This window comes from Lysinibacillus sp. G1-3 (assembly GCF_056322905.1).
Genome location: NZ_JBWHYQ010000016.1, coordinates 132,504 through 159,008 on the forward strand (window position 1 = coordinate 132,504; position 26,505 = coordinate 159,008).

The following is a 26,505-nucleotide window of genomic DNA, read 5'->3' on the forward strand; positions in this document are numbered from 1 at the left end:
TATTTCTGTTGCGATTGTGCGCTTACAAAGGGGGTTAATCAGAATCCCGCCTATGACGCTGATCCAAAAAAAGTCTCCCAATTTAATAAATGTTATCCTTAACTTTTGGTAAAGAGCTTTTTCTCAGTGAAAAATTAAAAATTGTTCCGTTTGGTTTATTATCTGAAGCTGTTATTTCACTTCCATGTAATTTTAAAATTGTTTGACATAGAGCCAAGCCTAAACCCAGACCTCTTCGACTATCACTACGTTGTATTTTTCCAGTAGTAAATGGCTCAAAAAGGCTGCTTTTTATAGCATCATCAATGCCAGGTCCATCATCAGAAATGCTAAAGTGTACGAAATGTTCAGATTCTTTTACCCGTATAGTAATAACACTACCTGATGGTGTATAGGTCAATGCATTATCAATAATATTAATGAGAACTTGAATAATAAGTCGCGCATCCATTAAAGCAAATACAAATTCAGGTTCAATATGATAGGTTATTTCATGGGTACTATTTAGACGAACAACATGTGTTAGTGCCTCTTGAATAATTTCTTCTACAAGTTCCATTTGTAACTCTAAAGCAAATTGTCCATCTTCTAACTTAGACACAGCAAGTAAGTTTTCAACCATTTGTACAAGCCATTTCGAATTTTTATAAATATCCTCGTATATTTTGCTTTTTTCATCCTCTCGAATTTGGGATGCATTTGATAGTAATATATCTGCATTACCAGAAATCGCAGTTAGTGGTGTTCTTAAATCATGAGAAACTGCACGCAAAAGGTTTGCTCGTATTTGTTCCATTTCAGCTTCTCTAGCTACTTCTTCATTGAGTTTTTGTAAATACCATTTATCAAGGGCGAATGAAAAATCATTGATAATGGCATGCAAAATATTTCGCTCAAATGCAGGTAATGGTGATTGTTTTGACAGTGCAATACCAATAACGCCCTTAACACTCCTGTTTGAAATAACCGGTAAGTAGTAGGCATTCACTTCAGGAAATATATCAGTGGACACACCTGCTACATGCTTATTATTGATAACCCAGCTTACTACACCATGTTCATTCGGATTCTCAAAGAAAGAAGCTATTTTATTATTTTCAATACTAGATATGCTTTCAGTACGGAAAAAAATTGAGTTCACAATTAAATTATTTTCTATTTCAAAAAATTGAACGGGTCTTTCTACTAACTTAACGATTTGTGACATGCCTTCAGTAATGATTTCTTCTATAGATTTAGCATGTTGAAGCCTGCGATTCGTATCAAGGAGCACTTCCATTCTATAAGATTTACGAACAGCTACAATAGTTTGCTCCTTTATTTTTTTTGTTAAGCTACTTGTAATCACTCCTGAAAGGAACATGATAACAAAGGTCATCGGATAGTCACGATGATAGGCGTTAAATGAAAAACGTGGTTCTGTAAAAAAGTAATTAAAAAGCAGTACGGCTATGATGGAGCTAATAATGCTCATCATCCATCCTGATGACCAAATGGCAAGAATTAAGACACCTAAAATGTAGATAGTGATGATGTTCGAGTCGCTTACACCAATTTTGTAAAAATATAGCCCAACAACTGATACTATGCCAAATACTATAGCCATTTTTAATAAGTCAAACCATTCAAATGACAACTTATTTTTTACAGTAGGGAAATAGAATTGTTCGTTTTCCTGATCAGGCACTATGTGAATTGCTAAATTCGGTACAAATTCGTTGAGTCGATCACTAATTTTTGTACTTGGTCGCCACCATTTTTTTCTCATACTAGTTCTACCGATGACTAATTTGGTGACACCACTAATTTGTGCATAGTTGGCAAGGGCAGCAGCTACATCATCTTCCTGAACGATTACGACATGGCCGCCAAGCTGTTCAACAAGCTTCAGATGCTGCTGAAGTCGTTCTGAATTTGCGTTATTTTTATCATGCTCCTGTACGTTTTGTACGTAAAGAGCGGTGAATTTTCCATGTAATGCCTGTGCAAGTCGAGCGGCAGTTCGAATAACCTTGGCATTAGTAGGAGAGCTACTAATACCAACAAGTAAATGCTCTTCGATTTGTATAGGATTTTTCATAGGTTCACTGCTGTTTACCTGTTTATAGTTAATCGTATCTGCAGCTCTTCGTAGTGCAATTTCTCGAAGTGATACTAGATTCTGTTTACGAAAAAAAGATTGCAATGCTTTTTCAGCTTGTTGTTTTACATAAATTTTGCCTTCTTGTAGGCGTTGAATTAACTCATCTGGTTCAATATCGACAATTTTTATTTGTGCAGCTTGATCAATTAAATAATCTGGAATACGCTCCCGCACTTTTATTCCGGTTATTTCCTCTACAATATCGTGTAGACTTTCAATATGTTGGATATTTACTGTTGTATATACATGAATGCCCTTTGCAAGTAATTCCTCTACATCTCCAAAACGTTTTTTGTGACGCATCGTTGGAACATTGGTATGTGCCAATTCATCAATAAGGACAATTTCCGGTTTACGCTTCAGTACTTCATCAATATCTAATTCCTGGAAAGGTTTACCTTTATAAATTATTTTTTTCGTAGGGATTTGCTCTAGTCCCTCAAGTAAAGCTAAAGTATCTGGACGAGGATGTGGTTCTACATAGCCAACTACCACATCTTTACCAAGTTTTTGTGCTTGATGTGCTGCATCTAGCATTGCATAAGTTTTACCTACTCCAGCAGCATAACCAAGAAAGATTTTTAATTTCCCTACAAATTGTTCTTCCTGTTGAAGCCTCGCTAAAAACGTCTCTGGAGTTGGACGTGTATTTTCCATCCTCTTTCACCTCAATTGTATTATAGCGCTATCTTCCATTAAGAAAGTATTAAGATTTTCTCTCTTTATAGTTTCTTAATAGAAAAAACGATTTCCTAACACTACATTAATTTGAAAGTCAGTATGATGATAGCATCCAAAAGAGAGAAGGGGTGTTTCGAATTGCTGGACTTTTATATGATTGGCGTACTCATCTTAAGCTTTGTATGTCTTTATGCGTTAACCGCATGGTGCTTTAAGCTAGTAGAAGAGAAGTAAGGGGGAATAAAAATGTGGATTATTATCTTCATTCAGTAGAAGACACTCACCTCTGAAGGTGGTGAGATGAATGTAGATGTGTTTCATTTTCAGTGGGTGTCCAAACACCTTCTGAAATAGAGGAACTCAGTCTAAGAACGCCACGTCCTGTGGCGACGATTGAGTGACCAACATCGTGTTGGCCCCCGGCGGATGTCACGGATTTTGAATTGTGCTAGCACAATTCAAAATCCGGACACAATTACGCCAAGGCGAAATTGATTGGGATTGTACTTGTGTTCCTTTTCGGTTATTTAGGGCATGCATTACTTTATCCTGAAAACTATTAATAGGCTTGTAGGAGGTATTGCGATATGTGGCAAATCGCCATCGTATTAATTATTTATTTACCGATCGTCATTTTAACTGGGCACTATTTATTTCGGGTGACGATGCAACAAAAAACATGGCTTGATCCAATAATGGATAGATTTGATGGCGTTATTTATAAATTAAGTGGCATTAAGCAAGTAGATATGACTGGAAAACAGTATGTACTTTCGTTAATTTTGTCGAACGCTTTTATGGTGTTTATTGGATATGTTCTATTACGCATTCAAGCTATGCTGTTTTTAAACCCAAATGATATTGACAATATGGAAGCAACACTTTCGTTTAATACTATTATATCCTTTATGACGAATACGAATCTTCAACATTATAGTGGCGAATCAGGACTTAGTTATTTATCTCAAATGTTAATCATTATCTATATGATGTTTACATCTGCAGCTACTGGGTATGCCGCTTGTATGGCGTTCTGCCGTCGCCTTGTTGCTAAAACTGATACTATAGGGAATTTCTTTGTAGATTTTGTTCGTGTTATTACACGTGTGTTAATGCCTTTATCTATTGTTGTTGCCATTATTTTAGTATCTCAAGGTTCTCCGCAAACCTTAAGTGCGAATCAAACTGTTCAAACAATAGAAGGTAAAGTTCAAGATATTGCACTTGGGCCTGTAGCTTCACTTGAATCCATTAAGCATATAGGCACTAATGGTGGTGGTTTTAATGGAGCGAATTCAACGACGCCTTTTGAAAACCCAACAGTCATTTCTAATATTGTGGAAATGCTATCTATGATGTTATTACCTGGTGCTTGTATAGTTGCATTTAGTTTAATGGTCGCACATAGAAAAGAGAAAACGATATTTGGCAAACAAGGGCTATCCATTTTTGCGGCGATGAGTGTGCTGTCCCTAGTCGGATTGGTGACTGTGTATGTGGCTGAGAGAGCGGGTAATCCAATCATTAGTGAGCTCGGAATTTCGCAGGAACTTGGAAGTATGGAAGGAAAAGAGATGCGCTTTGGGGTAGCGCAATCAGCGTTGTTTACAACAGTGACTACAGCTTTTACAACGGGATCTGTTAACAATATGCATGATACACTAACACCGCTTGGTGGTCTTATCCCGATGTTTAATATGATGCTTAATGTTGTGTTTGGAGGCAAAGGAGTCGGCCTGATGAACATGATGATGTATGTGCTACTGACAATTTTTATCGCCTGTTTAATGATTGGTCGAACACCTCAGTTTTTAGGCAAGAAAATTGAAGAAAAGGAAATGAAGTTAATTGCTCTTTGCATTTTGATCCATCCTGCTATTATCCTACTATTTTCAGCACTTGCAGTTACAACAACAGCAGGGGTAGCAGGCATAACGAATCCAGGTGCACATGGGTTATCACAAGTTTTATATGAATTTGCATCGGCCTCTGCGAACAACGGCTCAGGTTTTGAAGGATTAGCCGACAACTCAACATTTTGGAATGTGACGACAGGGCTTGCAATGTTCTTTGGACGTTATTTGACGATTATTATTCAACTAGCTATAGCGTCTTTACTTGCTAAAAAAATGTTTCATAGTGATTCGGTGGGAACATTGAAAACGGATAATACAACCTTTACATTTTTACTTGTTGCTATCGTTTTAATGATTGGTGCTCTAACGTTTTTACCAGCATTAGCTCTTGGGCCAATTACAGAGCACTTACAACTTTATCTTCATTCAGTTTAAGAACGCCACGTCCTGTGGCGACGACTGAGTGACCAACATCGTGTTGGCCTCCGGCGGATGTCAAGGATTTTGAAAGGTATAAATTGTGCGTGCACAATTCAAAATCCGGACGCATTGTTTATCTGTACGAAAGCGAAGCGACAGCAACAAATGTTTTCTGTGCGAAAGCGAAGCGACAGCAACAAATGTATTCTGTGCGAAAGCGAAGCGACAGCAACAAATGTATTCTGTGCGAAAGCGAAGCGACAGCGACAAATGTATTCTGTGCGAAAGCGAAGCGACAGCAACAAATGTATTCTGTGCGAAAGCGAAGCGACAGCAACAAATGTATTCTGTGCGAAAGCGAAGCGACAGCAACAAATGTTTTCTGTGCGAAAGCGAAGCGACAGCAACAATTACGCCAAGGCGAAATTGATTTTTAATAAGGAGAGACACTTATGGAAACAGCAAGAAAAAGTTTTATTACGGGCACTGTGTTTAAAAGCTCTATGATTGACGCTTTAAAGAAGTTTAGCCCAGCATATATGGTGAAAAATCCTGTTATGTTTGTAGTTGAAATAGGGTTTATGTTCGTACTGTTATTAACACTTTTTCCGAATATATTTAGTAACGAGGTAGGAGAACATGACCGATTGTATAATGCGATTGTCGCTGTCATTCTTTTTGTTACCATTCTATTTGCTAATTTTGCTGAGTCGATTGCAGAAGGACGGGGGAAGGCGCAGGTTCAAACTTTAAAAAAGACGAAAACAGTGACACAGGCTCGTGTTTTGCTTAGTGATGGTTCAGAAATCCTTAAACAGGCACATGAGTTAAAAAAGGGCGATATCGTTTTAGTTCAGGCAGGAGAGGTTATTCCAAATGACGGGGAAGTCATAGATGGGATTGCAACAGTAGATGAATCGGCAATAACGGGTGAATCTGCTCCTGTTGTAAAGGAGCGAGGTGGTGATTTTTCATCAGTGACAGGTGGCACTACGGTTACGAGTGATTGGCTGATGATCGAAATTACCTCTATGCCAGGGGAATCGTTTTTAGATAAAATGATTACGCTTATCGAGGGAGCCAGTCGTAAAAAAACGCCAAATGAGGTAGCGCTCAATACACTTTTAGTAAGCTTAACAATTATTTTCTTATTAGTTGTTGTGACACTCTATCCAATGACAACTTATTTAAATGTTCCGATTTCTATATCAACATTAATAGCCCTGACAGTTTGTTTAATTCCTACAACAATTGGAGGATTATTGTCGGCGATCGGTATTGCAGGAATGGATAGAGTTACACAGTTTAACGTTATCGCGATGTCTGGAAGAGCCGTAGAGGCGTGTGGAGACGTGGATACTTTAATATTAGATAAAACTGGAACGATTACTTATGGCAATCGCATGGCAGCTGAATTTCTCCCAGTAAAAGGGGTGGAAAGTAAAGAGTTGATTCAAACTGCATGGCTTAGTTCTTTAACAGATGATACACCTGAAGGAAAATCAATTTTGTCACTTGCTTGTGAATTAGGAGTGAATACTGACGACGAAGAAAGCATTATCAAGTCAAGCGAACATATTCCATTTACCGCACAGACACGTATGAGCGGATTGGATATGAAGGATGGTACAAAAATTCGAAAAGGAGCCTATGATACGATAAAAAAAGAAAGCATGAATGCAGGTTATAACATTCCTACAAATATGGAACAGCTGATTCAGCAAGTATCTTCTGTTGGTGGAACACCGCTTGTAGTAGCGTTAAACGATAAAATTTTAGGTGTTATTTACCTAAAGGATGTCGTAAAAGCTGGACTCAAGGACCGCTTTGATCAGCTTCGAGCAATGGGTATTAAAACGATTATGTGTACAGGAGATAATCCACTAACTGCAGCAGCTATCGCAAAGGAAGCTGGAGTAGATAGCTTTATTGCAGAAAGTAAGCCAGAAGATAAAATTCAAGTTATTAAAGATGAGCAGGCACAAGGTAAAGTTGTAGCTATGACTGGTGACGGTACGAACGATGCGCCAGCACTGGCACAGGCGAATGTAGGGCTTGCCATGAATTCCGGAACGAATGCAGCGAAGGAAGCTGCTAATATGGTCGACTTAGATTCAAATCCAACTAAAATTATTGAAGTTGTAGAAATTGGGAAGCAATTGCTGATGACTCGGGGTGCCTTAACAACATTTAGTATTGCAAACGATATCGCAAAATATTTTGCCATTATCCCAGCTATGTTAATGGTTGCTGTGCCTGAGATGAGTGCATTAAACATTATGAATCTCAATTCACCTACAAGTGCGATTATTTCTGCTTTAATTTTTAATGCGGTCATTATTCCATTGTTAATACCAATTGCAATGAAAGGCGTCAAGTATAAGCCGATGAGTGCTGCAAAATTATTAAATAAAAATTTACTCGTTTATGGTGTAGGTGGTATTATTGCTCCCTTTATTGGTATTAAGTTGATTGATTTATTAGTTGGACCACTATTCCATACATTTGGGTTATAGGAGGAAGTTACATGCGAAAGTTTTTTGAAAACTCAAAGCAAGCAATACTCATCACACTAACAATGTTCGTTTTATGTGGTTTTATATACCCATTTGCAGTGACTGCATTAGCCCAAGGGTTGTTTCATCACAAAGCAAATGGCAGTTTAATAGAGACGGATGGTGAAGCTGTTGGCTCAGAATTAATCGGTCAAGCTTTTACGGCACCAGAATATTTCTGGGGGCGTGTCTCATCTGTTAACTATAACGTTTATATGAAAGAGGATACGATACCAGACGAAGCGGGTCGGGTGAATTATAGTGGTGTTAGCTCTGGAACGTTTAACTATGCACCATCTAATCCAGAATTGGAAAAACGGATAGAAGCAGATATCGAGAAGTTTTTACTAGCAAACCCATCCGTAAAACGGCAAGATATACCTGCTGATTTAATGACCGCTTCAGGTTCAGGATTGGATCCACATATCAGTGTGAAGGCTGCAGAAATACAAGTCGAGCGTATTGCCCAAGCAAGTGGGCTTTCGGAGGGTGAGATTGAAAAAATTATAGAAACTAATACGGAAGAACGTGCATTAGGGATATTTGGAGAGAATAAGGTGAACTACCTTATGGCCAATCTGGATATTATGAAAAAAATAGAGGGAAAAGTTGCTCGTAAATAAACGTTGGGATGCTTATGTTAAAACGTATGCCGTGAAAAGTTGATCTTCGTTACGACTGGGCGACTTCTATATAAGAGGAAACCATTTTAACAAATCAAAAACAGGTAGAGAAACTATTTTCTCTACCTGTCTCTCTATATATTATGCTTGTGAATTTACAAGGATTTTAATATGGTTTCGCTCTTTCATTAGTACTTCAAAGCCTTCTGTTACGACTTCCTCAAGAGCAATTCGTTTTGTCACAAGTTTTTCAGCAGGGAAGTAGCCTTGTTTCATTAATTCCATAACTGCTGGGAAAATATCGCGATAAGCAATGATACCCTTAACAGAACGCTCTGTTAGTACGATATTATTCGGTAGAATAGAAGCGTCTGTTTCCCAAATAGAAACGATAATTGTTTCACCTTCAAATGTTGTTGAATCAATTGCTTGCTGCAATACAACAGGAACACCTGTAACTTCAAATGCAACATCTACGCCACCATTTGTTAAATCATGTAGACGAGCTACTGCATCTTCATCTTTAGGATTAATAACGGCTGTAGCGCCAAGCTCTAATGCTTTAGTAGCACGCTCTGCTGAAAGTTCTACCGCATAAATTTCCGCTGCTCCAGCTGCTCGCAATGCTTCGATAACAAGAAGACCGATTGGCCCAGTACCAAAGACAGCTGCAGTATCGCCAGCTTTTAGTTTACTTTGGCGAACTGCATGTAATGCTACTGCCGCTGGTTCAACTAGTGCACCTTGTTCATAGGAAAGACCCTCAGGCATTTTATGTACCATTTTTTCATCTACCATTGTATATTCAGAGAAACCTCCGCCACCGCCAGAAAGACCGTGGAATCCTAAATGCTTACAAATATTATATTTCCCTTTTTTACAAGCGGCACATTCGCCACACGCAAGAATAGGTTCTACAACGACAGGATCTCCAACTTGTACCTTTGTAACACCATCGCCAATTTCTACTACTTCACCAGAAAACTCATGGCCCATAACAATTGGCGCAATATCTTTACTTACATAGTGAGGTTGTTCCACTGGAATGAATATTGGGCCAGCTGCGTATTCATGTAAATCACTACCACAAATCCCTGTCCAATGAACTTTAATTTTTACTTTTCCAGGTGCGATTACTGGTTCTTCAATGTTTTCTACACGGATGTCTTTTGCTTTATACCATCTTGCTGCTTTCATGATAAGTCAACCTCCTCTAGTATCTTACATCCTTATCGTAACATATGGTAATTCTGTAAGGCATTAGTTAACAATGAATTGACATAAATAATACTTATTTTCATAGCTTCTCCAACAGCATTATGGTGCTTTCTGCTTGTCGACAAAATATTAAATATAAAACAAAGTGTCAGATGTGTTGATTAACCATTTTTATACATTTAAATTAATTCGAGAAGGCTGATTTCTGTTACGGGAAATTCGCTTTGTAGCTGCCGCTGTGCTTTCGCTACAGAAAACGCTCGCTCCGTGCAAGGTCTCGTCTGTCTCGCTTTCCCACGGGAGTCGAGTAGCAATCCGCTACAATCAGTTGAAAATGAGGGAATATTAGCAAATAGCAATAAAAAAAATCCTTTTATCGCTTAGTGATAAAAGATTTTTTCCAAAAGTCAGCACAAGTGCCTAAAAAATTTTGATTTAACTTCAAGTGGTGAATTCTGCAGCATTCACCACTCTCCATGAAAAATCAATGATTCCTCACATAAATATAATCAGATAGAATCAAAATAGTATTAAAATTATGTTTAACTACTAAATAAAATAGACTAAATTATGATAGAAGCTCACCATAGAGGAAACGAGACAGTTTTGAAACTCCTCACAAAATGGGGCTTCTGTCTACTGGGCTGAGCGGATTTTTTATTGCATATTTACTGCATTTCGAGTAACTTTGATAAGGGCTTTGCTACAGCCATGATAAAAATATAAAATTCTGTTCATGCTTGAGATAAAAGGACGTTAATATACCTGGAGTTCGAATCATGATACAATGTGAAAGATGTTAGGAGGAACGAATTATGTCAAAATATACTGATTATAATTTTCAGCCATTTTTGCAGGACGCAATTGCAAAACTTGGCTTTACAGAACCAACGCCGATTCAAAAGGAAATCATTCCGCTATTATTAAAAGGAAAAAGTGCAATCGGACAAGCGCATACAGGAACAGGAAAAACACATAGTTTTTTAATTCCAATAGTGCAACGAATTAATGCTGACAAGCAGGAAGTACAAGCTATTATTACGTCACCTACACGTGAGCTTGCACAACAAATTTTTGATGCGTTAAATCAATTAATAGAAGGAACAACGATTCAAGCGAAATTATTTATTGGAGGTACGGACAAACAACGCTCCATTGATAAGTTAAAAACGCAACCACAAATTGTTGTCGGAACGCCAGGACGTATTCGTGATCTCGTTTCAGCGCAAGCGTTATTTGTGCATACGGCGCCAATTTTAGTTGTTGATGAGGCAGATTTAGCCTTCGATATGGGCTTTATAGAGGAAATCGATGGTTTTGCTTCCCAAATGCCAGAAAACCTTGAAATGTTTGTATTCTCAGCAACAATTCCAGAAAAGCTTCAGCCTTTCTTAAAAAAATATATGGAAGCACCTGTTCATATCCATATGAATGATAAACGCCCGGTCGCAGAAGGAATTGACTTTGTGCTTGTACCAGTGCGTTCTAAATCACGTAACAAACGTTTGTTGGAAGTGATTGAAGGAATCAATCCATTTTTAGCTGTCATTTTCACTAACACACGTAAAACTGCAGAGCAAGTTGCAGGCTACTTAAATGAAAACGGGATTCGCTGTGGTCAAATACATGGTGATTTAAGTCCGCGTGATCGTAAGAAGATGATGAAGCAAATTCGAGATTTAGATTATCAATATATCGTTGCAACAGATCTTGCAGCGCGTGGTATCGATATTCAAGGAATTTCACATGTCATTAACTACGAAATTCCAGAGGACTTAGAATTCTTTGTTCACCGTGTGGGACGTACAGCCCGTGCAGGTAATAAAGGAACGGCTATCACATTGTTTGAGCCATCAGATGAGGATGCAGTAGTACGTGTTGAGAAAATGGGCATTCCATTTGTTCAAAAAGACGTAAAAAATGGCGAATGGTCTGAATTAAAAGAGCGTCATGCACGTAAAAATCGTGTGAAGCATGAAAATGAAATCGATGCGAAAGCTAAATCATTAGTACGTAAGCCGAAAAAAGTAAAACCAGGCTATAAACGTAATATGAAATGGGAAATGGAAAAAATTAAAAAGCGTGAACGTCGCTTAAAAGCTCGCGGTAAAAAATAAGGAGGCTTTCAAATGCTACTTGGATCACATGTTTCAATGAGTGGAAAAGAAATGCTACTCGGGTCAAGTAAAGAGGCTCTATCGTATGGGGCAAATACCTTTATGATTTATACAGGAGCACCTCAAAACACTCGTCGTAAGTCAATTGCTGACCTTAATATTATGAACGGTTTACTACACATGAAAGAGCATGGCATGACAAATATAGTTGTTCATGCTCCATACATTATTAATATTGCGAACACTGAAAAACCTGAAACTTTCCGCCTAGGTGTAGACTTTTTACAAACTGAAATCGAACGAACAGCGGCTTTGGAAGCAACACAAATTGTGTTGCATCCGGGTGCCCATGTTGGAGCGGGAGCAGACGCAGGGATTGCCAAAATTATTGAAGGTTTGAATGAAGTATTGTCACAGGATTACCCGGTACAAATCGCATTAGAAACAATGGCGGGAAAAGGAACTGAATGTGGTCGTTCTTTCGAAGAGCTTGCGAAAATTATAGATGGTGTAACACATAATGAACGTCTTTCAGTATGCTTTGATACGTGCCATACGCATGACGCTGGTTATAATATTGTAGAAGATTTTGATGGCGTCTTAAATGAGTTTGATAAATTAATAGGTGTTGACCGTATCAAAGTCTTGCATATCAATGATTCTAAAAATGTTCGTGGTGCAGGAAAAGACCGTCACGAAAATATTGGCTTCGGTCATATTGGCTTTGATGCATTAAAGTATGTTGTCCATCATCCGCAATTAATGGAGATTCCTAAAATCCTAGAAACACCATTTGTCGCATTAAATAGTGATGCCAAATCAAAATCGGCTCCTTATAAACATGAAATTGAAATGCTTCGTAATGGAGAGTTTAAACCAGAGTTAATCGACGCTCTAAGAGGATAGAATAAATAAGCCCGAAATCAGCTGCATGAGTACTGATTTCGGGCTATTTTATTTTTATTTAGTAAAAGTAATTGTAGCTAAAGTACAACGTCAGCTATAAGTATGAGTAGGTGAAATTGATTATTTCGTAAACAATGCAATTAGTTGTCTAGAACGCTTTCTACCTAATACAGCTTCAACCTCTACAAGAATATCTTTTGGAATACCTAAAAAGAGCCATGAAAATGAGAATTGCTCCAAATAAGGCCGGAGTTTTTTTACTTCAGAAGTAGTAATTTCAAAACCTTCAGAACGTGCAATCGCAACAATTTCCTTATCACTACTTTGTGTTAATTGCTGTAAAAATTGAATACTCAAAGCTAATCCTCCTTTTAAAGTTGTTTACTTTTTTAAAACAAAATCATTCTTGTGAACGTCGTGACAGCTATGAAATCCTTCACAATAAAATCTTATTTTCTGGCCATCACCAAAAGTTGTGGATACCATTTGTTAAAACGTATGCCATGTATTTAAGTTGATTGGAGTGGAGATTGATGCGCCCAATAGGAACGGAAATCAACCACACGTTATGAAAATCTTATTTTCTTTACAAAAACTGTACTTTCATTTATACTTACAACTTGTTAAATCGTAATGATTTTGAATTAGAAAGAAGAGAACATACATGAAAGCATCATTAATTGATATTGAAAACGTGTCATTTCAATATGACTATACACAAGTATTAAAAAATATCTCTTTCCGTGTGGAAGAGGGAGATTTTTTAGCACTTCTAGGTCCGAACGGTTCTGGGAAATCTACATTATTAAAAATTATTTTAGGGTTACTAAAACCAATGTCTGGAGAAATTAAACTATTTGGTGAACCAAGTACGACTTTTAAGCATCGTGAATGGATTGGGTATGTGTCACAAAAATCGAATGCCTTCAATTCAGGGTTTCCAGCAACCGTACAAGAAGTTGTGAAAAGTGGATTATCCAAAAAATTAGGCTTATTTAAAAGACCTGGACGAAATGCAAAGGAAAACGTCTTAGAAGCATTAAAAGCTGTTGGAATGGAAGCATTTATGAATCGTAATATTGGAGAGTTATCTGGTGGGCAACAGCAACGTGTCTTTATTGCAAGGGCGTTAGTTAGTGAACCGAAGCTATTAGTATTAGATGAACCAACTGTCGGCATTGATCACGAGAATGTGCAGTCCTTTTATGATATGCTGGCGAAATTGAATCGGGAACAGGGAATTACAATGATTCTTGTTACACACGATGTGGATACAGTGTCCAACCGTATCAGTCATGTAGCATGTTTAAATCAAACTATCCACTTCCACGGTTACAAAAATGAATTTGATACAATTTCTCACGATGCGCTTGATGCTTGGTACGGTCATTCTGTGAGAAAGATTCACTAGAAGGAGAAGGCTAATGATTGAAGCAATATTTAACTATGAATTTTTACAAAATGCCTTTTTCTCTGGGCTAGTTATTGGCATATTGGCACCGCTGCTAGGTGTTTTTATTGTCGTTCGAAGGCTCTCACTTATTGCTGATGCCTTATCACATGTGACACTGGCAGGTATAGCGGGAAGCTTATATATCAGTCAATCTGTTACAGCCTTGGCAATGCTAAATCCAATTTACTTAGGTATACTGGCTTCTGTCAGCGGTTCCATTTTAATTGAGCGTCTAAGACGTGTATATAAGCACTATGAAGAGCTTGCTATTCCGATCATTATGTCAGGTGGGATTGGTATTAGTGCAATCTTTATCTCGCTTGCAAGCGGCTTTAGCACCGATTTAATGAGCTATTTATTTGGTTCGGTGTCAGCTGTATCACGTCAGGACTTATGGGTAGTAGTAGGGATTGCAGTTGTTGTCATTATCTTTTTGTTTATCTTTTTCAAGGAACTCTTTGTTTTATCTTTTGACGAGGAATATGCAAAAGCTAGCGGTCTACCTGCACGCTGGATTCATCTTTTATTTATGATTGTTACAGCGCTTGTTATTGCTGCAAGTATGCGCATCGTCGGCATTTTACTTGTATCATCACTTATGACGTTACCAGTGGCTGCTGCAATGCGACTTGCAAAGGGCTTTAAGCAAACAATCATCTATGCAATTGTCTTTGGCGAAGCGGCTGTGTTAGTCGGTTTAGTTAGTGCTTTCTATTTAGATTTAGCACCTGGTGGTACAATTGTCGTTACTTCTATCTTAATTTTGTTACTTGTTATTCTAGTGAAGAAAATAGTATATAAAATGGCTACAAAACGGGAGGAGGTAGCGCAGTGAACGTTTCTAAAGCGTGGGAAATTTTAAAAGAAAACGGCTATAAAAAAACAGACAAGCGGGAGTTAATATTAGATATGTTTGCAGCAACAGATAAATATTTAACTGCTCGAGATTTATTAGGTGTTTTGAAAAAAGATTTTCCAGGTATGAGTTTCGATACGATTTATCGCAACCTTTCAACGTTTGTGAAGCTAGGAATACTGGATGAAACTGAGTTATCAGGGGAGCGGAATTTCCGTATGCATTGTGAATCTGAACATCATCACCATCATTTTATTTGTATGGATTGTGGCAATGTGAAGGAACTAAATCTCTGCCCTATGGAAATGCTTGGAGAAAAGCTGCCAGACTATGAAATTGAAAACCATAAATTTGAGATTTACGGTAAATGTCCCGAGTGTAAACCTGAAGCTTTGTAAAATTTGAGATGATAATACTTAAAGAAAGGGGTAATTCCAAGTGAGGTTTCACTAGGAATTACCCCTTTTATCATAACTATGTTGTACTACTAGGAGCTTTAATGCCTCTTGACTATTATTGCTCTTATCCTATGAAAAGATATATCATGGAAATTTGACTTCGATCGCAAATAATAAAAAAGACGAATGATTTTAAATAAATCATTCGTCGATTTTTTTATTATTGATGTTTTTGTTGGAATTCTACCATAAAGTCACGTAATGCTTCGCAAGCCTCTAACGGTACAGCATTATAAGTAGAAGCACGGCAGCCTCCTACAGAACGGTGTCCATTAAGTCCAACAAAGCCTGCTGCTTTTGCTTCAGCAAGGAATTGCTTCTCTAGCTCCTCGTCAGTAACACGGAAAGTGATATTCATTAAAGAACGGCTTTCTGGTGTTGCATGGCCTTTATAGAATCCGTTGCTATTGTCAATGGCATCATAAATGACTTTTGCCTTTAACTCATTGTGCTTCTCAATTTCTACAACGCCGCCTTTTGATTCTACCCATTTTAATACTTCACCTAACATATAGATACCGAAAGTTGGTGGCGTATTGTATAAAGAGTTGCTGTCAGCATGCGTTGAATATTTTAACATTGTAGGAATGTTTTTATTCGCTTTCTCTAACAAATCTTTGCGAATAATAACTACTGTTACCCCAGATGGACCAAGATTTTTTTGTGCCCCTGCATAAATAAGACCAAATTTACTTACATCAACTGGTTTAGAAAGAATATCACTAGACATATCCGCGATTAAAGGTACATTTCCTGTTTCAGGGAATTCCTTCCATTGTGTACCGTAAATCGTATTGTTTGAAGTAATATGCAAATATGCATCCTCTTCATTGTATTGAATATCCGCTAAAGCAGGGATATTACGGTATTTATTTTCTTTTGTACTCGCAGCTTCTACAGGCGTACCAAATAATTTAGCCTCTTTGATTGCTTTTTCAGACCATGACCCTGATAATACGTAGCTTGCTTTTTGATCTGCTTGAAGGAAGTTCATTGGAATCATCGTAAATTGAAGACTAGCTCCACCTTGTAGGAAAAGGACTTCATAGTTTTCTGGGATAGCATAAAGCTTTTTCAATAAAGCAATTGCTTCATTATGTACTTCATCGAAAATGGCACTACGGTGGCTCATTTCCATAATAGACATGCCTGAGTCACGGAAGTTTACTAATTGTTGTTGGGCTTTTTCTAATACTTCTAGTGGTAGGGCAGATGGTCCTGCGTTAAAATTGTATGCACGTTGTGTCAAAGTGGTACACTCCTTGTTTGGTTTTATAAGGTTAAACCTTATTCATAGGTTATTTAGTTCCTACTAATTGGTTGATGAATCTATCATGCTTTTACAGTCAGTTCAATATCATCTAGCAAACTTTTGCATTTAAGAACTTAGAAATATATACCGACCGTTAAAGCGGATAAAAGCACTTTACTGGATTATAACTCAATTTTCAAGAGAAAAAATAAAATTCTCACTATTCGAGCAGAATAATGACAGGCTCGCAACAAAATGTACAAAATTGAGTTAAATTTATAATCGATATTGAAGATTAAACACGAACAAATAGACATATAGATATGTCAATATGAGTTAATACTTCGTGATTTAATACATTGCTTCATCGGTGAAATTATAAAATGTTCGTGTTTGTTTATGTGAGGAATAATTCCTCCCCAAATATGTACTCACTTGCATATTCCTCCTCAGAAGGACACATTGCGTGGGTGAGGTCTGAGCCCAGAGATGGTGTAGATTAAATATCGTGAAGGGTGGTCTACTGAAAGGACGATATTTTTCTAACCTTTCACAAAACCCAGTAACTTTCGGTATAATGAACTGTGAATATGGATTTAAGGGGTGTTTTGATGTTTACAATAGAAGAGGCGTGTTTAGTTGTCGTTGATGTACAAGGGAAGTTAGCGACAATTGTTGATGAAAGTGAAGCGGTGATTGAAAATGTGGCCAAGCTGGTACAAGCTATGGAAGCATTGGAGATACCGATTTTATGGCTTGAACAAAATCCTAGTCGTTTAGGTGGGACAGCGTTAGAAATTGCTCAGCATATTAAAGAGCAACAACCTATCGCTAAATTGGCTTTTAGTGCATGCCAGGAACACGAGTTTATAGATGCATTGAAGGCAAGTGGTCGTTCTCAATTTATCGTGACAGGTATCGAAACACATATTTGCGTCTACCAAACAGCTCGACAGCTAAAAGAGCAAGGGTTTGAGGTTGAAGTGGTTGCTGATGCAGTGTCGTCTCGGACAAAGGCCAATAAAGAGGTAGGACTTGAGAAGATGAAGGCTCTTGGAATTTTACCAACAAGCGTGGAAATGATTTTATACGAGTTATTGCAGCGTGCAGATCATCCACATTTTAAAACAGTGTTACAACTCGTTAAATAACAAAAAAACTCATCATAACGATGAGTTTTTTGTTATTAAGCAGGCATATCAGTCGGAGTTGGTTTTGCGTAGCCCTCTTTATAGTTATTATCAATTGTTTGACGAATTTCTTTGAGGTCCATACCATCTTTATGCATCTTTGCAGCTTGTACAGCAATTTCTAGGCAAACGAGACAACGGGTACCATGATCATCCCAGACAATTGTTCCATCCTCTCGTTTTTCTTCAATAAAGCAGTTTAAATTGCTTTTATGTCCAGCTGATTCGCCACAGCCACAATAGCAGGGCATCCACTCTAAAATTTCTGTAGATTGTCCAGCGATTTGATACACTAAGCGAATATCTTCTGATTTATTGTTTAAAAACGATGGTAAAACATCCGCTGATGAAGTTTCCTCCTGAATATCTCCAGTAGCATGTGCATGTTCTTCGTGTGAAGCTTCTTTTTGTGCTTCATTCTGATTTTTTTCAACAGCTTGTTTATCTTCACCACAAGCACTTAACACTAATAACGACAAAGCAAAAATAGATAGAAGTTTTTTCAACAAAAGCGCCTCCTATATGTTTACAATACGCCCATTATAACATTGTTCGTTGAAATATTTACAAGGAGGCAAGTGAAAATCAATGAAATATATCTGATCCGCGTGTTTTGTTCATGAAATGTTCCATTTTCTCACTCAGTAATTTTTTCAAGAAGAAACCAAATAGAATGAAAATGAGCCAGAAGAATGATAAAAAGGCTAGATCAACCCATACCTTTGACCAAATAATACCACCAACTGCCTCGCGCATCATTTCAATTGCATAAGTAAATGGAAGAAATGGATTTATAATTTGAAAAAAGCCGGGTAGTAATTCTACTGGATATGTGCCACCAGAACCTGCAATTTGCAGTACTAACATGACAATGGCTAAAGCCTTTCCGACATTTCCGAATACGGATACTAGTGTATAGACAATCGTAACGAACACTAAGCTAATAAATAGCCCAAATGGAATAAAGAAGTAAGGGGCACTAATGGACCCGTTTAAAATAACAATATCTCCAATTGTAATAATGAGCGTTTGTATAAATGAAAAAGTTGCAAATGTTAATAAACGTCCAAAGTAAACTTGGCGAATACTGTAATGATCATTATTGTGAATATTGACAGATAGAAGAGAAATTAATAATAAACAACCAACCCAGATGGAAAGTACAGTGTAAAACGGTGTCATAGCTGTTCCATAATTAGCAATTGGAAACATTCTATGTTCCTGAAGCTTAATAGGCTCCTCAAAGAAATCTCGTTCTGCATTAACGTCGTTTTTCAATAATTGAACGATTTCTGAAATATCGGCTTCACTTTCTAAAGTTCTCAGCTTGTCTGCAAGGTCCTTAATTTTTGAACTTAAAGCAGGGAAATTCGTTTGTACTGTACCAAGCGTCTTATTAGCCGTGGCTAACATATTTTTAGCATTTGTTAAACGATCTGTTGCTTGAGGCAGAAAACTTTTTACATTCGTCAGCATTGTTGCTGCATTTGTTAATGTATTTTTGGCAGAAGCTAAAGTCGTATGAATTTGTGGCTCTAACTGATCGTTATAATGAGTAAGGAATTGCTGCAGATTGTTAGAAACATTTAGGGCAACGCTTTGCACATCAGCAAGGTCTTTTTTTATCGTTTCGACATCTATCGTATTTAACTGCTGTACTTTACTTGAGATGTCCGTTAGTAATGTATTCAGCTGATTTAAAGCGGTTAGAGTGCTAAAAGAATAATCAGTAAAACTAGGATTTGCCTGTAAATCTCCACGTATAGTTTCAAGTTGTTCAATTATTTTATTGTTAGTTAGTAAAGTCTTCACATCTTCAGAATTACTTTGCTGTAGTGTCGTCTGGATGTTTTGAACCTTGTTTTCAAGCTGTTTACGAGTCGAAGCGTCAGCTTGTGTTAATTTTTGAAGCGCTTCAATTGTTTGAATGCTAGTAGTTACTTTCTCACGTGATGCATCTAGCTGATTTTTAATTGTATCTTTTATTTGTGCAATGGTAGCTGAATCTACATTCGCATTTTGAAGCTTCCCTATTATATCTGTAAATCGTTGAGCAATATTTTGTACTGCTTCTAGATCTTTTTTGATGATAGGGGATAGCTCATTGAACAATGTATCAGCTTCATTGATCAAATTTAAACCTTGATGGATCGTGGTTAGACCATCATTCGTTAATTTCTCAACTTCGGGAACTTGGGTAATTGTGTGGTTTAGTAATGTCTCAGCTTCTTTTCCACCTTTAGCAGCTTGCGCTAAATATGTTTCGATATCTGGGAGATGTTGTTCGATTGTAAAAATATAATTTTCAAATTTTCTAAAGTCGGGAATTTCCCGTTCCATCTCAACACCGACCGTATTAAAAATAGAGAAAAGTGTTCCGCTGACAGTTGAAATAAACTCATTAGTTACTTGTTGCGTTAGGCCACTTGCACCTTTACTTGTGATTTTAGGAGCGATTGGATTGATTTTTTCATTTACATAATAATCGATATGCGCTTTTGTAGGCACATTTGACAGTATGGAGGTCAGCTTTTGTGAAAAATCATTAGGGACAACTATAACCGCAAAATAGTCCCCATTTTTTAAGTCATTTATAGCTTGTTCATGAGAAGTAAACTCCCAAGTAAAGTTTTGATTAGTACTTAAATTGTCTACTACCTCGTTACCAACATTAATATCTTCTCCTCTAACATTCGCGCCTGTGTCTTCGTTGACAACTGCAATTTTCATGTTGGCAGTATGGGCATAGGGATCCATAGAGGCGTAAATATTAAGCCACGCATAAAGAGAAGGTAAAAAAATGAGCCCACCAATAATGACAGCAACTACCCAGTTTGTTAATATATTATGGATATCACTTTTATAAATTTGAAAAATATTTCGGATAGTGTGTTTCATTTTATTTATCCACTCCACATTCGTATTGAGCATTATAGATGTTATATGTATGTTTCCAAATTTGGAGCGAAATATGTTTGAATTATGAAAAAAGTCATTTTGAAAGACTAATTAGTTTACTAGGATTTAAAAACCATTTATAATCAATCGCGAATACACTAAAAATAGGGTTTTTTAGTGTGGAAAGGGAGGAATACATTCTCGTGAAAAAACTACTAATTATTGGATCGGTAATTGTTTTGTTATTTGCAGCAATTATTGTGTTAACTAAAGTCTCGAACAATAGCAAATTAGCAGGCGCAGAGAAACTTTATGGCGACAAAGATCTAAAACAAGAAACAATTGATCAATTGGATGATAAAAATTACCAAAATATTATGTTACCAGACGAACTTGAAAAAAAATTAAAAGCTGGTGAAGATGTAAATGCTTATTTCTTCAGTCCGACATGTGTACACTGTAAAGCTTTTACACCAGTGCTAATGCCTATTGCTAAAAAGCTTGGTGTTGATATTGCTCAATTAAATGTTTGGGAATACGAAGATTTATGGAATAAATATCATATTAATGCGACACCAACTTTTATTCGCTTTGAGGGTGGTAAAGAGGTTAAACGTTTTGAAGGTGCATTACCAGAAGAAGATTTACGTACATTTCTAAATAAAGAAGTACTAAAAAAATAAGCAAAGCTGAGACTGTATCAAAAGTTATTTTTGATCAGTCTTTTTTATAGTGAAAGTGAAGCGGCAGTTACTGAAGTCTTCTACCTCTATTGTTGAAAGAAGGTAAAGCCTCCAACCGATTATGGAATCAATTATGTCGAGGCATAATTGATTTTGTAGTGTATACTAAATATACTGAAGAGTTGTACATTGGAGGAATAATGAATGACAATGGATGATTATTTTTATAATGGTGAACTAATGAAGTGCTATGAGGTAGCTAAGCAAGTTACTAGTGAAAATGAGAAAAAGTTGGCTCATAAATATATTAAATTATTAGAAGAGTATGATTTTGCGAGCTATCCAAAACCTACGCTGTCTGTGGAAACCCAACATGCAGAACGAGCAGATGAAAGCTATCCTGAATCGGATACCGTCGTCGAAATTCGTGCGATAGAAGATGAAGGAGAGTTTTCAAATCGTATTAAAGAACTAGAGGCTATAGCGACAACAGGCACTCCGAGTGGAAGAGCCAATTCATTTTTTACACAGGGTGAACTGTTTTTGTTTGCACATCATTACAACGAGAGTGTTCATTGTTTTAAACAAGCAGTAAAAGAAAACCCTAACAAGGCGGTATATTGGGGAATCACAGGTCAAACGATGCACCGCTTTGGATGGATGCCATTCGATGCACTTGGCTACTTAGAGCAAGCTATTAACTTAGATCCAAATAATGCGCGTTGGAAATGGAATAAAGCACTTGTTCTTATTCAATTAGCGAAGGATTTGCAGATGGCACCGTTTATGGCAAATGCTGCGATTACATTGGAGGAGTCACTAGCGGCTTGTGCCGAGCATCAGCGATCGTTGAAAGATGCTATCCAAAATACAATAGATAATATGGATAGTTATGTATTTTCATAGCAAATAGAGAAGATGTCTCAAAAGATGAGGCATCTTTTTTACTTTCATTCAGCACATGTTTTTGTAGCGATACTTTTCGAAAAAAGCCCATTTAGTAAAGATTAATAATCGGTGTAGGATGAAGAATCCTTTTTGCTTATTAAAGTTTCACTTTATTTTATGATTTAGTCCTGATTTTTTATTCTTCTTTTGGTTAAAAAGTTGATTATTCACAATAATTCTATAGTATAATTATCCTAAAACCCGTCAATGAAATAGTAGATGGAGGAAAATATTTAGAGCTTAAGAAGGGAGTTATGATGTGGAAATTTAATGAGGATTTTTCATTTGTGAAGCAGAGCATTCAATTTATCCTATTATCAATCATTTTATTAATCGTAATTGGTTTGGGTAGTGATAAATTTTATGGGATATTTGGAGAGAACAATTATGTAACGATTCATTTAATGATGGAAATGCTTATTACTGTAGTGACAATGTCTATTTCTATTCAGACATGGTTAATTACACCTTATATTTTATCGAATAGAGTCCTCTATGTTGGGGCATTATTTTTAACAATTAGCTTTTTAGAAATGGCTCATGCACTTTCCTATAAAGGAATGCCATTTTTCATTACTGAAAGTACGCCGTATGCATCAACATGGTTTTACATGTTTTGTCGATTACTATTATCGATTGGTTTTCTCATTATATTATTTATAAAGGAGAAGGAAATAAAATCAATTTATCGTTGGTTTATTTATAGCTTGCCGTTTCTAATAATCACTGTTTGTTTTGTAGTCATCTATGCCCCGACACCTATATTGCCACCACTTTTGATAGAAAGTGAAGGTCCTACTGTTTTAAAAAATACTTTGCAATATATAGCTGTAGCGATACATCTAGTGATTATGGTCCTATTGCTTAAAAATTTTGAAAAATCTCCTAAAATCGTATTTTTATTATTTGGTAGTTCTATTTATTTAATAATGAGCGATTTTCTTTATACAATTTATCAAGATGTTTATGATATTAAAAACTTCATTGGACATATTTTTGAGTTAGGTGCTTCTTATCTTTTATTTAGAGCAATTTATTTTTCATCGATCGAAAAACCTTTTCAGCAGTTAATCGATACACAAAAGCATTTAGAAGAATCTCGTGAAAAAATGCATTTCATGGCTTACCATAATGAGATTACAAATTTGCCAAATAAGCGTTTTTTAATGGAAACTTTAAAAAAAGATTTATACATATCTAAATCACCAAAGGCAATACTTGCAATCGGTATAGAAAGAATTACTGCGATTAAAGCGTCTTTAGGTAGCACATATGCAGACCAAATGATAGGCTTAATCGCGCAAAGATTGAAAAATGTTTTACCGGAGAAGCATTTACTTTGCATGCTGAGAGAAGACTATTTCGTCGTGTATATTGATGAGGTGAGCAATACCCATCAATTGACGCAACTTAGTCAACAACTTCAAGTTGTCATGGAAGAATCATTCCAAATTCAACATTTTTCTTTAAATAGTCAATTAAATATTGGTATCGCTTTATTTCCAACAGATTCTTATAAAGAAGAGGAGCTTATTAGATTTGCACTTTATGCTATGCATGAAGCGCAGAAGATGCCAACGCGTATACGATTTTATGAGTCTTCGATCTCTGAAGAAACGACTGAACGTCTTATATTAGAAAATGATTTACATGATGCTTTAGCAAATCAAGAGCTTTTTTTAGAATATCAACCGCAGCTTGATTTACGTACGGGTCAAATTAAGTCGGTAGAGGCTTTAGTTAGATGGCAGCATCCAAAGAAGGGATGGATTTCGCCGGGAGTCTTTATTCCAATTGCAGAGGAATCTGGATTAATTATTCCTATTGGACAATGGGTACTAGAAACAGCCTGTCAACAAGTAAAGAGATGGGAAGCTGCTGGATTGCCACCGATTAAAGTAGCGGTCAATCTGTCGTTAGGTCAACTTTTTCAGCAAAATTTAGTTGAAATAATTCATAATGTTCTTGAGAAAACACAATTAGAGCCCAAATATTTGCAACTCGAAATAACAGAAAGTATGACGATCAATATTGATCATATGACGACGATCTTACACAAATTGAAGGCACTTGGGGTTACAATCGCGGTAGATGATTTTGGGACAGGCTATTCATCATTATCTTATTTAAAGGATTTCCCTATAGATTGCTTAAAAATTGACAGGTCTTTCGTTCAGAAAATACAATCGAACTCTACAGATAAAGCATTAGTTGACATGATTCTCTCTATGGCCAAACATCTACAGTTAAAGGTAGTCGCAGAAGGAATAGAAGAGATAGAACAGCTATCATATCTAGTAGCAAGCCAGTGTGATACTATACAGGGCTTCTTATTTAGTAAACCTGTATCTCCAAGAACATTACAGGAGAACTACCAAACGCTTCACGATGATGCAAAGTATATTTTAGATTCAATTTCTGCGTCTAAAGTACAAGGTGAGCATACATTGCAGACATAAACGTTAACCGTTTCTTTATATTCTACAATCATGGTATGATAGGGAGGAATTGATTTGTAGATATAAAGGACGGGTTTTTTGATGGCGCAAGAAACAGCAAATAAATTTATTGAAAATGTATGTAATCATTTAGTGCGCAACATGAATATTACGAAGGTTGAAGAGCACTTTAAAACGGCAATAGAGATGCAGCGTAAATCAGCACAATCTCAAGTTGATTTTTGGGATATGTTAATGATGAATATGCTGTATTTTACAGAAAATGAGCAAGTTTGGGAAAAAGAGTTTTTGAAGATGCTCGATAAGAAAGAGTGGTTAAAGACCACGGTACTTGAGGAAGAGCTACTGATGCATCAAATGCGTATTCGTCAGCAGGTCGCGGAACAAATGGATGCCGCAAAGGAATTGTTTCATAAGCAGTATGTGACAGAAAATATGACAGAGGAAGATATTGTTTACGATTATGCGTATAGCTCTGCAGGACATTCCATGCGTGTAGATTTACTAACAGTACTTGTCTCAACACCAGAGCAATCAAAAGTGCTATTTAACGCAGATCCACAAGAAACAATTCGCATAATTAACGGCTATATTGCTTATCACACTGATGGGATTATTAATAAAGTAAAACTTTAAAACGCAATCGTGACCATCATGTGCTTTTGTTGAGTTATTGTACATAATAGCATCGTATCTCAAGCTGCTTACCGTATTCCTTAGGAAAGTGCCTGATCGGACAGACATCATTCTATCGTTATGGTGACGAGTCTATAGAAAAAGCTATTTATGATAACGGAGCAATCCTGTTTTTGTCTAGATATATTATGCAGTATAATAAGGTGACACTAAGTTCACCTGAAAGGAATTTTAAAATGAATACACCGTTTACATTTAAACATACACAACCAACGAATATGGACCCAAATAAAAAATATCCAGCGATTTTTTTATTACATGGAATGGGTAGTAATGAAGACGATTTACCACAATTAGTACAGGACTTTAAAGAGCAATGCCATGTATTTAGCTTACGTGGCCCTATTACGCAAAAACCTGGCTATGCTTTTTTCACAATCCAGGAGGTTGGAAAACCAGACCGCGAAGTTTTCGATAAAGTTTTAGTGGCTCTACAACAATTTGTTCTAGAGGCTATTGCTGAATATCAAATTGATCCACACAAAGTGTACGTACTTGGATTCAGTCAAGGGGCAGTTTTGGCACAGTCACTTGCTTTTGCAATAGGGAATTTAATTACAGGAATAGTAGCATTAAGTGGCTACACGCCAAAATTCGTTACAGAGGAATATGCAATTCGCCCAGTCAATCATTTACATGCATTTATTTCTCACGGTGATTATGATTATATCATCCCGTCACAATGGGGCGTAGAAAGTAAAGAAAAGTTTGAGCAATTTGGTGCTACTGTGACATTTAAACAATATCCAGATGGTCACGGTGTTACACCAGAAAATTTACGTGATCTAACTGCATTTTTAGCACAGGAATTACAAGATAATATTCAATGACAAATAAAACAGTCAAGGAAATCCTTTAAATGAGTTGATTTCCGTTCAAGGCCATTCTCTTTTGGGGTTATGTTGAGCCGTTCCTAAGCTTATGTTGTTGTTGTTGCTGACGCTTCGCTTTCGCACAGAAAACAATTTGTTGCTGACGCTTCGCTTTCGCACAGAAAACAATTTGTTGCTGACGCTTCGCTTTCGCACAGAAAACAATTTGTTGCTGACGCTTCGCTTTCGCACAGAAAACAATTTGTTGCTGACGCTTCGCT

The 26,505-nt window shown here is 36.8% G+C and carries 22 protein-coding genes; 15 read left to right on the forward strand and 7 right to left on the reverse strand.

The window, feature by feature from the left end:
* Nucleotides 1-82 precede the first annotated feature (82 nt).
* Nucleotides 83-2,800 carry an ATP-binding protein gene (locus ACVYAD_RS17790; RefSeq protein ID WP_476427337.1) on the reverse strand — a complete coding sequence of 906 codons (2,718 nt, stop codon included), beginning with the start codon at nt 2,798-2,800 and terminating at the stop codon, nt 83-85.
* 611 nt (nt 2,801-3,411) lie between these two features.
* Here ACVYAD_RS17790 and kdpA point away from each other — a divergent pair.
* The 4 genes from kdpA (at nt 3,412) to kdpC (ending at nt 8,278) form a co-directional block, all read left to right on the forward strand.
* Nucleotides 3,412-5,115, forward strand: coding sequence for a potassium-transporting ATPase subunit KdpA (gene kdpA, locus ACVYAD_RS17795; protein ID WP_476427338.1), 1,704 nt, complete (start codon nt 3,412-3,414; stop codon nt 5,113-5,115).
* Between the two features lie 83 nt (nt 5,116-5,198).
* Nucleotides 5,199-5,537 carry a hypothetical protein gene (locus tag ACVYAD_RS17800; RefSeq protein ID WP_476427339.1) on the forward strand — a complete coding sequence of 113 codons (339 nt, stop codon included), beginning with the start codon at nt 5,199-5,201 and terminating at the stop codon, nt 5,535-5,537.
* Nucleotides 5,538-5,552: 15 nt separating this feature from the next.
* Nucleotides 5,553-7,616: a potassium-transporting ATPase subunit KdpB gene (kdpB, locus tag ACVYAD_RS17805; RefSeq protein WP_476427340.1), complete on the forward strand. Its 2,064-nt coding sequence runs from the start codon at nt 5,553-5,555 to the stop codon at nt 7,614-7,616.
* 11 nt (nt 7,617-7,627) lie between these two features.
* The gene (gene kdpC, locus ACVYAD_RS17810) at nt 7,628-8,278 is read left to right on the forward strand and encodes a potassium-transporting ATPase subunit KdpC (RefSeq protein WP_476427341.1); all 651 of its coding nucleotides are present in this window, start codon (nt 7,628-7,630) and stop codon (nt 8,276-8,278) included.
* Nucleotides 8,279-8,419: 141 nt separating this feature from the next.
* Here the strand turns inward: kdpC and ACVYAD_RS17815 are convergent, their stop codons facing one another.
* A complete protein-coding gene (locus tag ACVYAD_RS17815) occupies nt 8,420-9,475 on the reverse strand; it encodes a 2,3-butanediol dehydrogenase (RefSeq protein ID WP_386827538.1) in 1,056 nt (351 codons plus the stop codon).
* A gap of 836 nt (nt 9,476-10,311) precedes the next feature.
* On the opposite strand from ACVYAD_RS17815, the gene ACVYAD_RS17820 reads away from it, so the two are divergent.
* Together ACVYAD_RS17820 and ACVYAD_RS17825 are read left to right on the forward strand one after the other, a co-directional pair.
* Nucleotides 10,312-11,613 (forward strand): DEAD/DEAH box helicase, encoded by a 1,302-nt coding sequence (locus tag ACVYAD_RS17820; RefSeq protein ID WP_349660361.1) that lies wholly within the window; start codon nt 10,312-10,314, stop codon nt 11,611-11,613.
* Nucleotides 11,614-11,625: 12 nt separating this feature from the next.
* Nucleotides 11,626-12,519: a deoxyribonuclease IV gene (locus ACVYAD_RS17825; protein WP_349660360.1), complete on the forward strand. Its 894-nt coding sequence runs from the start codon at nt 11,626-11,628 to the stop codon at nt 12,517-12,519.
* Between the two features lie 120 nt (nt 12,520-12,639).
* Here ACVYAD_RS17825 and ACVYAD_RS17830 read toward each other — a convergent pair whose 3' ends face one another.
* Nucleotides 12,640-12,876 carry a Nif11 family protein gene (locus ACVYAD_RS17830; RefSeq protein ID WP_079563463.1) on the reverse strand — a complete coding sequence of 79 codons (237 nt, stop codon included), beginning with the start codon at nt 12,874-12,876 and terminating at the stop codon, nt 12,640-12,642.
* A 307-nt stretch (nt 12,877-13,183) separates the two neighbouring features.
* Between ACVYAD_RS17830 and ACVYAD_RS17835 the strand changes: the two genes are divergently transcribed.
* Genes ACVYAD_RS17835 through ACVYAD_RS17845 form a run of 3 tightly spaced genes read left to right on the forward strand, consistent with a single transcriptional unit; the run spans nt 13,184 to nt 15,226 of the window.
* Entirely contained in the window at nt 13,184-13,930 is a 747-nt protein-coding gene (locus ACVYAD_RS17835; RefSeq protein WP_349660359.1) for a metal ABC transporter ATP-binding protein, read from the forward strand.
* Nucleotides 13,931-13,943: 13 nt separating this feature from the next.
* A complete protein-coding gene (locus ACVYAD_RS17840; RefSeq protein ID WP_349660358.1) occupies nt 13,944-14,807 on the forward strand; it encodes a metal ABC transporter permease in 864 nt (287 codons plus the stop codon).
* Nucleotides 14,804-15,226: a transcriptional repressor gene (locus ACVYAD_RS17845; protein WP_197143382.1), complete on the forward strand. Its 423-nt coding sequence runs from the start codon at nt 14,804-14,806 to the stop codon at nt 15,224-15,226. The genes ACVYAD_RS17840 and ACVYAD_RS17845 overlap by 4 nt, the downstream gene beginning before the upstream one ends.
* A 220-nt stretch (nt 15,227-15,446) precedes the next feature.
* Here ACVYAD_RS17845 and serC read toward each other — a convergent pair whose 3' ends face one another.
* On the reverse strand, nt 15,447-16,535 hold the full coding sequence (gene serC, locus ACVYAD_RS17850; protein WP_349660356.1) for a 3-phosphoserine/phosphohydroxythreonine transaminase: 1,089 nt from the start codon (nt 16,533-16,535) through the stop codon (nt 15,447-15,449).
* 614 nt (nt 16,536-17,149) lie between these two features.
* Here serC and ACVYAD_RS17855 point away from each other — a divergent pair.
* On the forward strand, nt 17,150-17,689 hold the full coding sequence (locus ACVYAD_RS17855; protein WP_476427342.1) for a hydrolase: 540 nt from the start codon (nt 17,150-17,152) through the stop codon (nt 17,687-17,689).
* 35 nt (nt 17,690-17,724) lie between these two features.
* Here ACVYAD_RS17855 and ACVYAD_RS17860 read toward each other — a convergent pair whose 3' ends face one another.
* Both ACVYAD_RS17860 and ACVYAD_RS17865 read right to left on the reverse strand, forming a co-directional pair.
* Nucleotides 17,725-18,234 (reverse strand): PCYCGC motif-containing (lipo)protein, encoded by a 510-nt coding sequence (locus ACVYAD_RS17860; protein WP_349660354.1) that lies wholly within the window; start codon nt 18,232-18,234, stop codon nt 17,725-17,727.
* Nucleotides 18,235-18,313: 79 nt separating this feature from the next.
* Entirely contained in the window at nt 18,314-20,626 is a 2,313-nt protein-coding gene (locus ACVYAD_RS17865; RefSeq protein WP_476427343.1) for a YhgE/Pip domain-containing protein, read from the reverse strand.
* Nucleotides 20,627-20,829: 203 nt separating this feature from the next.
* Here ACVYAD_RS17865 and ACVYAD_RS17870 point away from each other — a divergent pair, with 203 nt between their 5' ends.
* From ACVYAD_RS17870 to ACVYAD_RS17890, 5 genes are all read left to right on the forward strand, one after another.
* Complete coding sequence (locus ACVYAD_RS17870; protein ID WP_349660352.1) at nt 20,830-21,309, forward strand: thioredoxin family protein; 480 nt, start codon at nt 20,830-20,832, stop codon at nt 21,307-21,309.
* Between the two features lie 204 nt (nt 21,310-21,513).
* Complete coding sequence (locus ACVYAD_RS17875; RefSeq protein WP_349660351.1) at nt 21,514-22,215, forward strand: O-linked GlcNAc transferase; 702 nt, start codon at nt 21,514-21,516, stop codon at nt 22,213-22,215.
* A 296-nt stretch (nt 22,216-22,511) separates the two neighbouring features.
* On the forward strand, nt 22,512-24,716 hold the full coding sequence (locus tag ACVYAD_RS17880; RefSeq protein WP_476427344.1) for a bifunctional diguanylate cyclase/phosphodiesterase: 2,205 nt from the start codon (nt 22,512-22,514) through the stop codon (nt 24,714-24,716).
* Between the two features lie 81 nt (nt 24,717-24,797).
* Nucleotides 24,798-25,352 carry a hypothetical protein gene (locus ACVYAD_RS17885; RefSeq protein ID WP_476427345.1) on the forward strand — a complete coding sequence of 185 codons (555 nt, stop codon included), beginning with the start codon at nt 24,798-24,800 and terminating at the stop codon, nt 25,350-25,352.
* Between the two features lie 236 nt (nt 25,353-25,588).
* The gene (locus tag ACVYAD_RS17890; protein WP_476427349.1) at nt 25,589-26,242 is read left to right on the forward strand and encodes an alpha/beta hydrolase; all 654 of its coding nucleotides are present in this window, start codon (nt 25,589-25,591) and stop codon (nt 26,240-26,242) included.
* Between the two features lie 67 nt (nt 26,243-26,309).
* Here ACVYAD_RS17890 and ACVYAD_RS17895 read toward each other — a convergent pair.
* The coding region (locus tag ACVYAD_RS17895) for a hypothetical protein (protein WP_476427346.1) at nt 26,310-26,505 on the reverse strand (196 nt) is incomplete at its 5' end.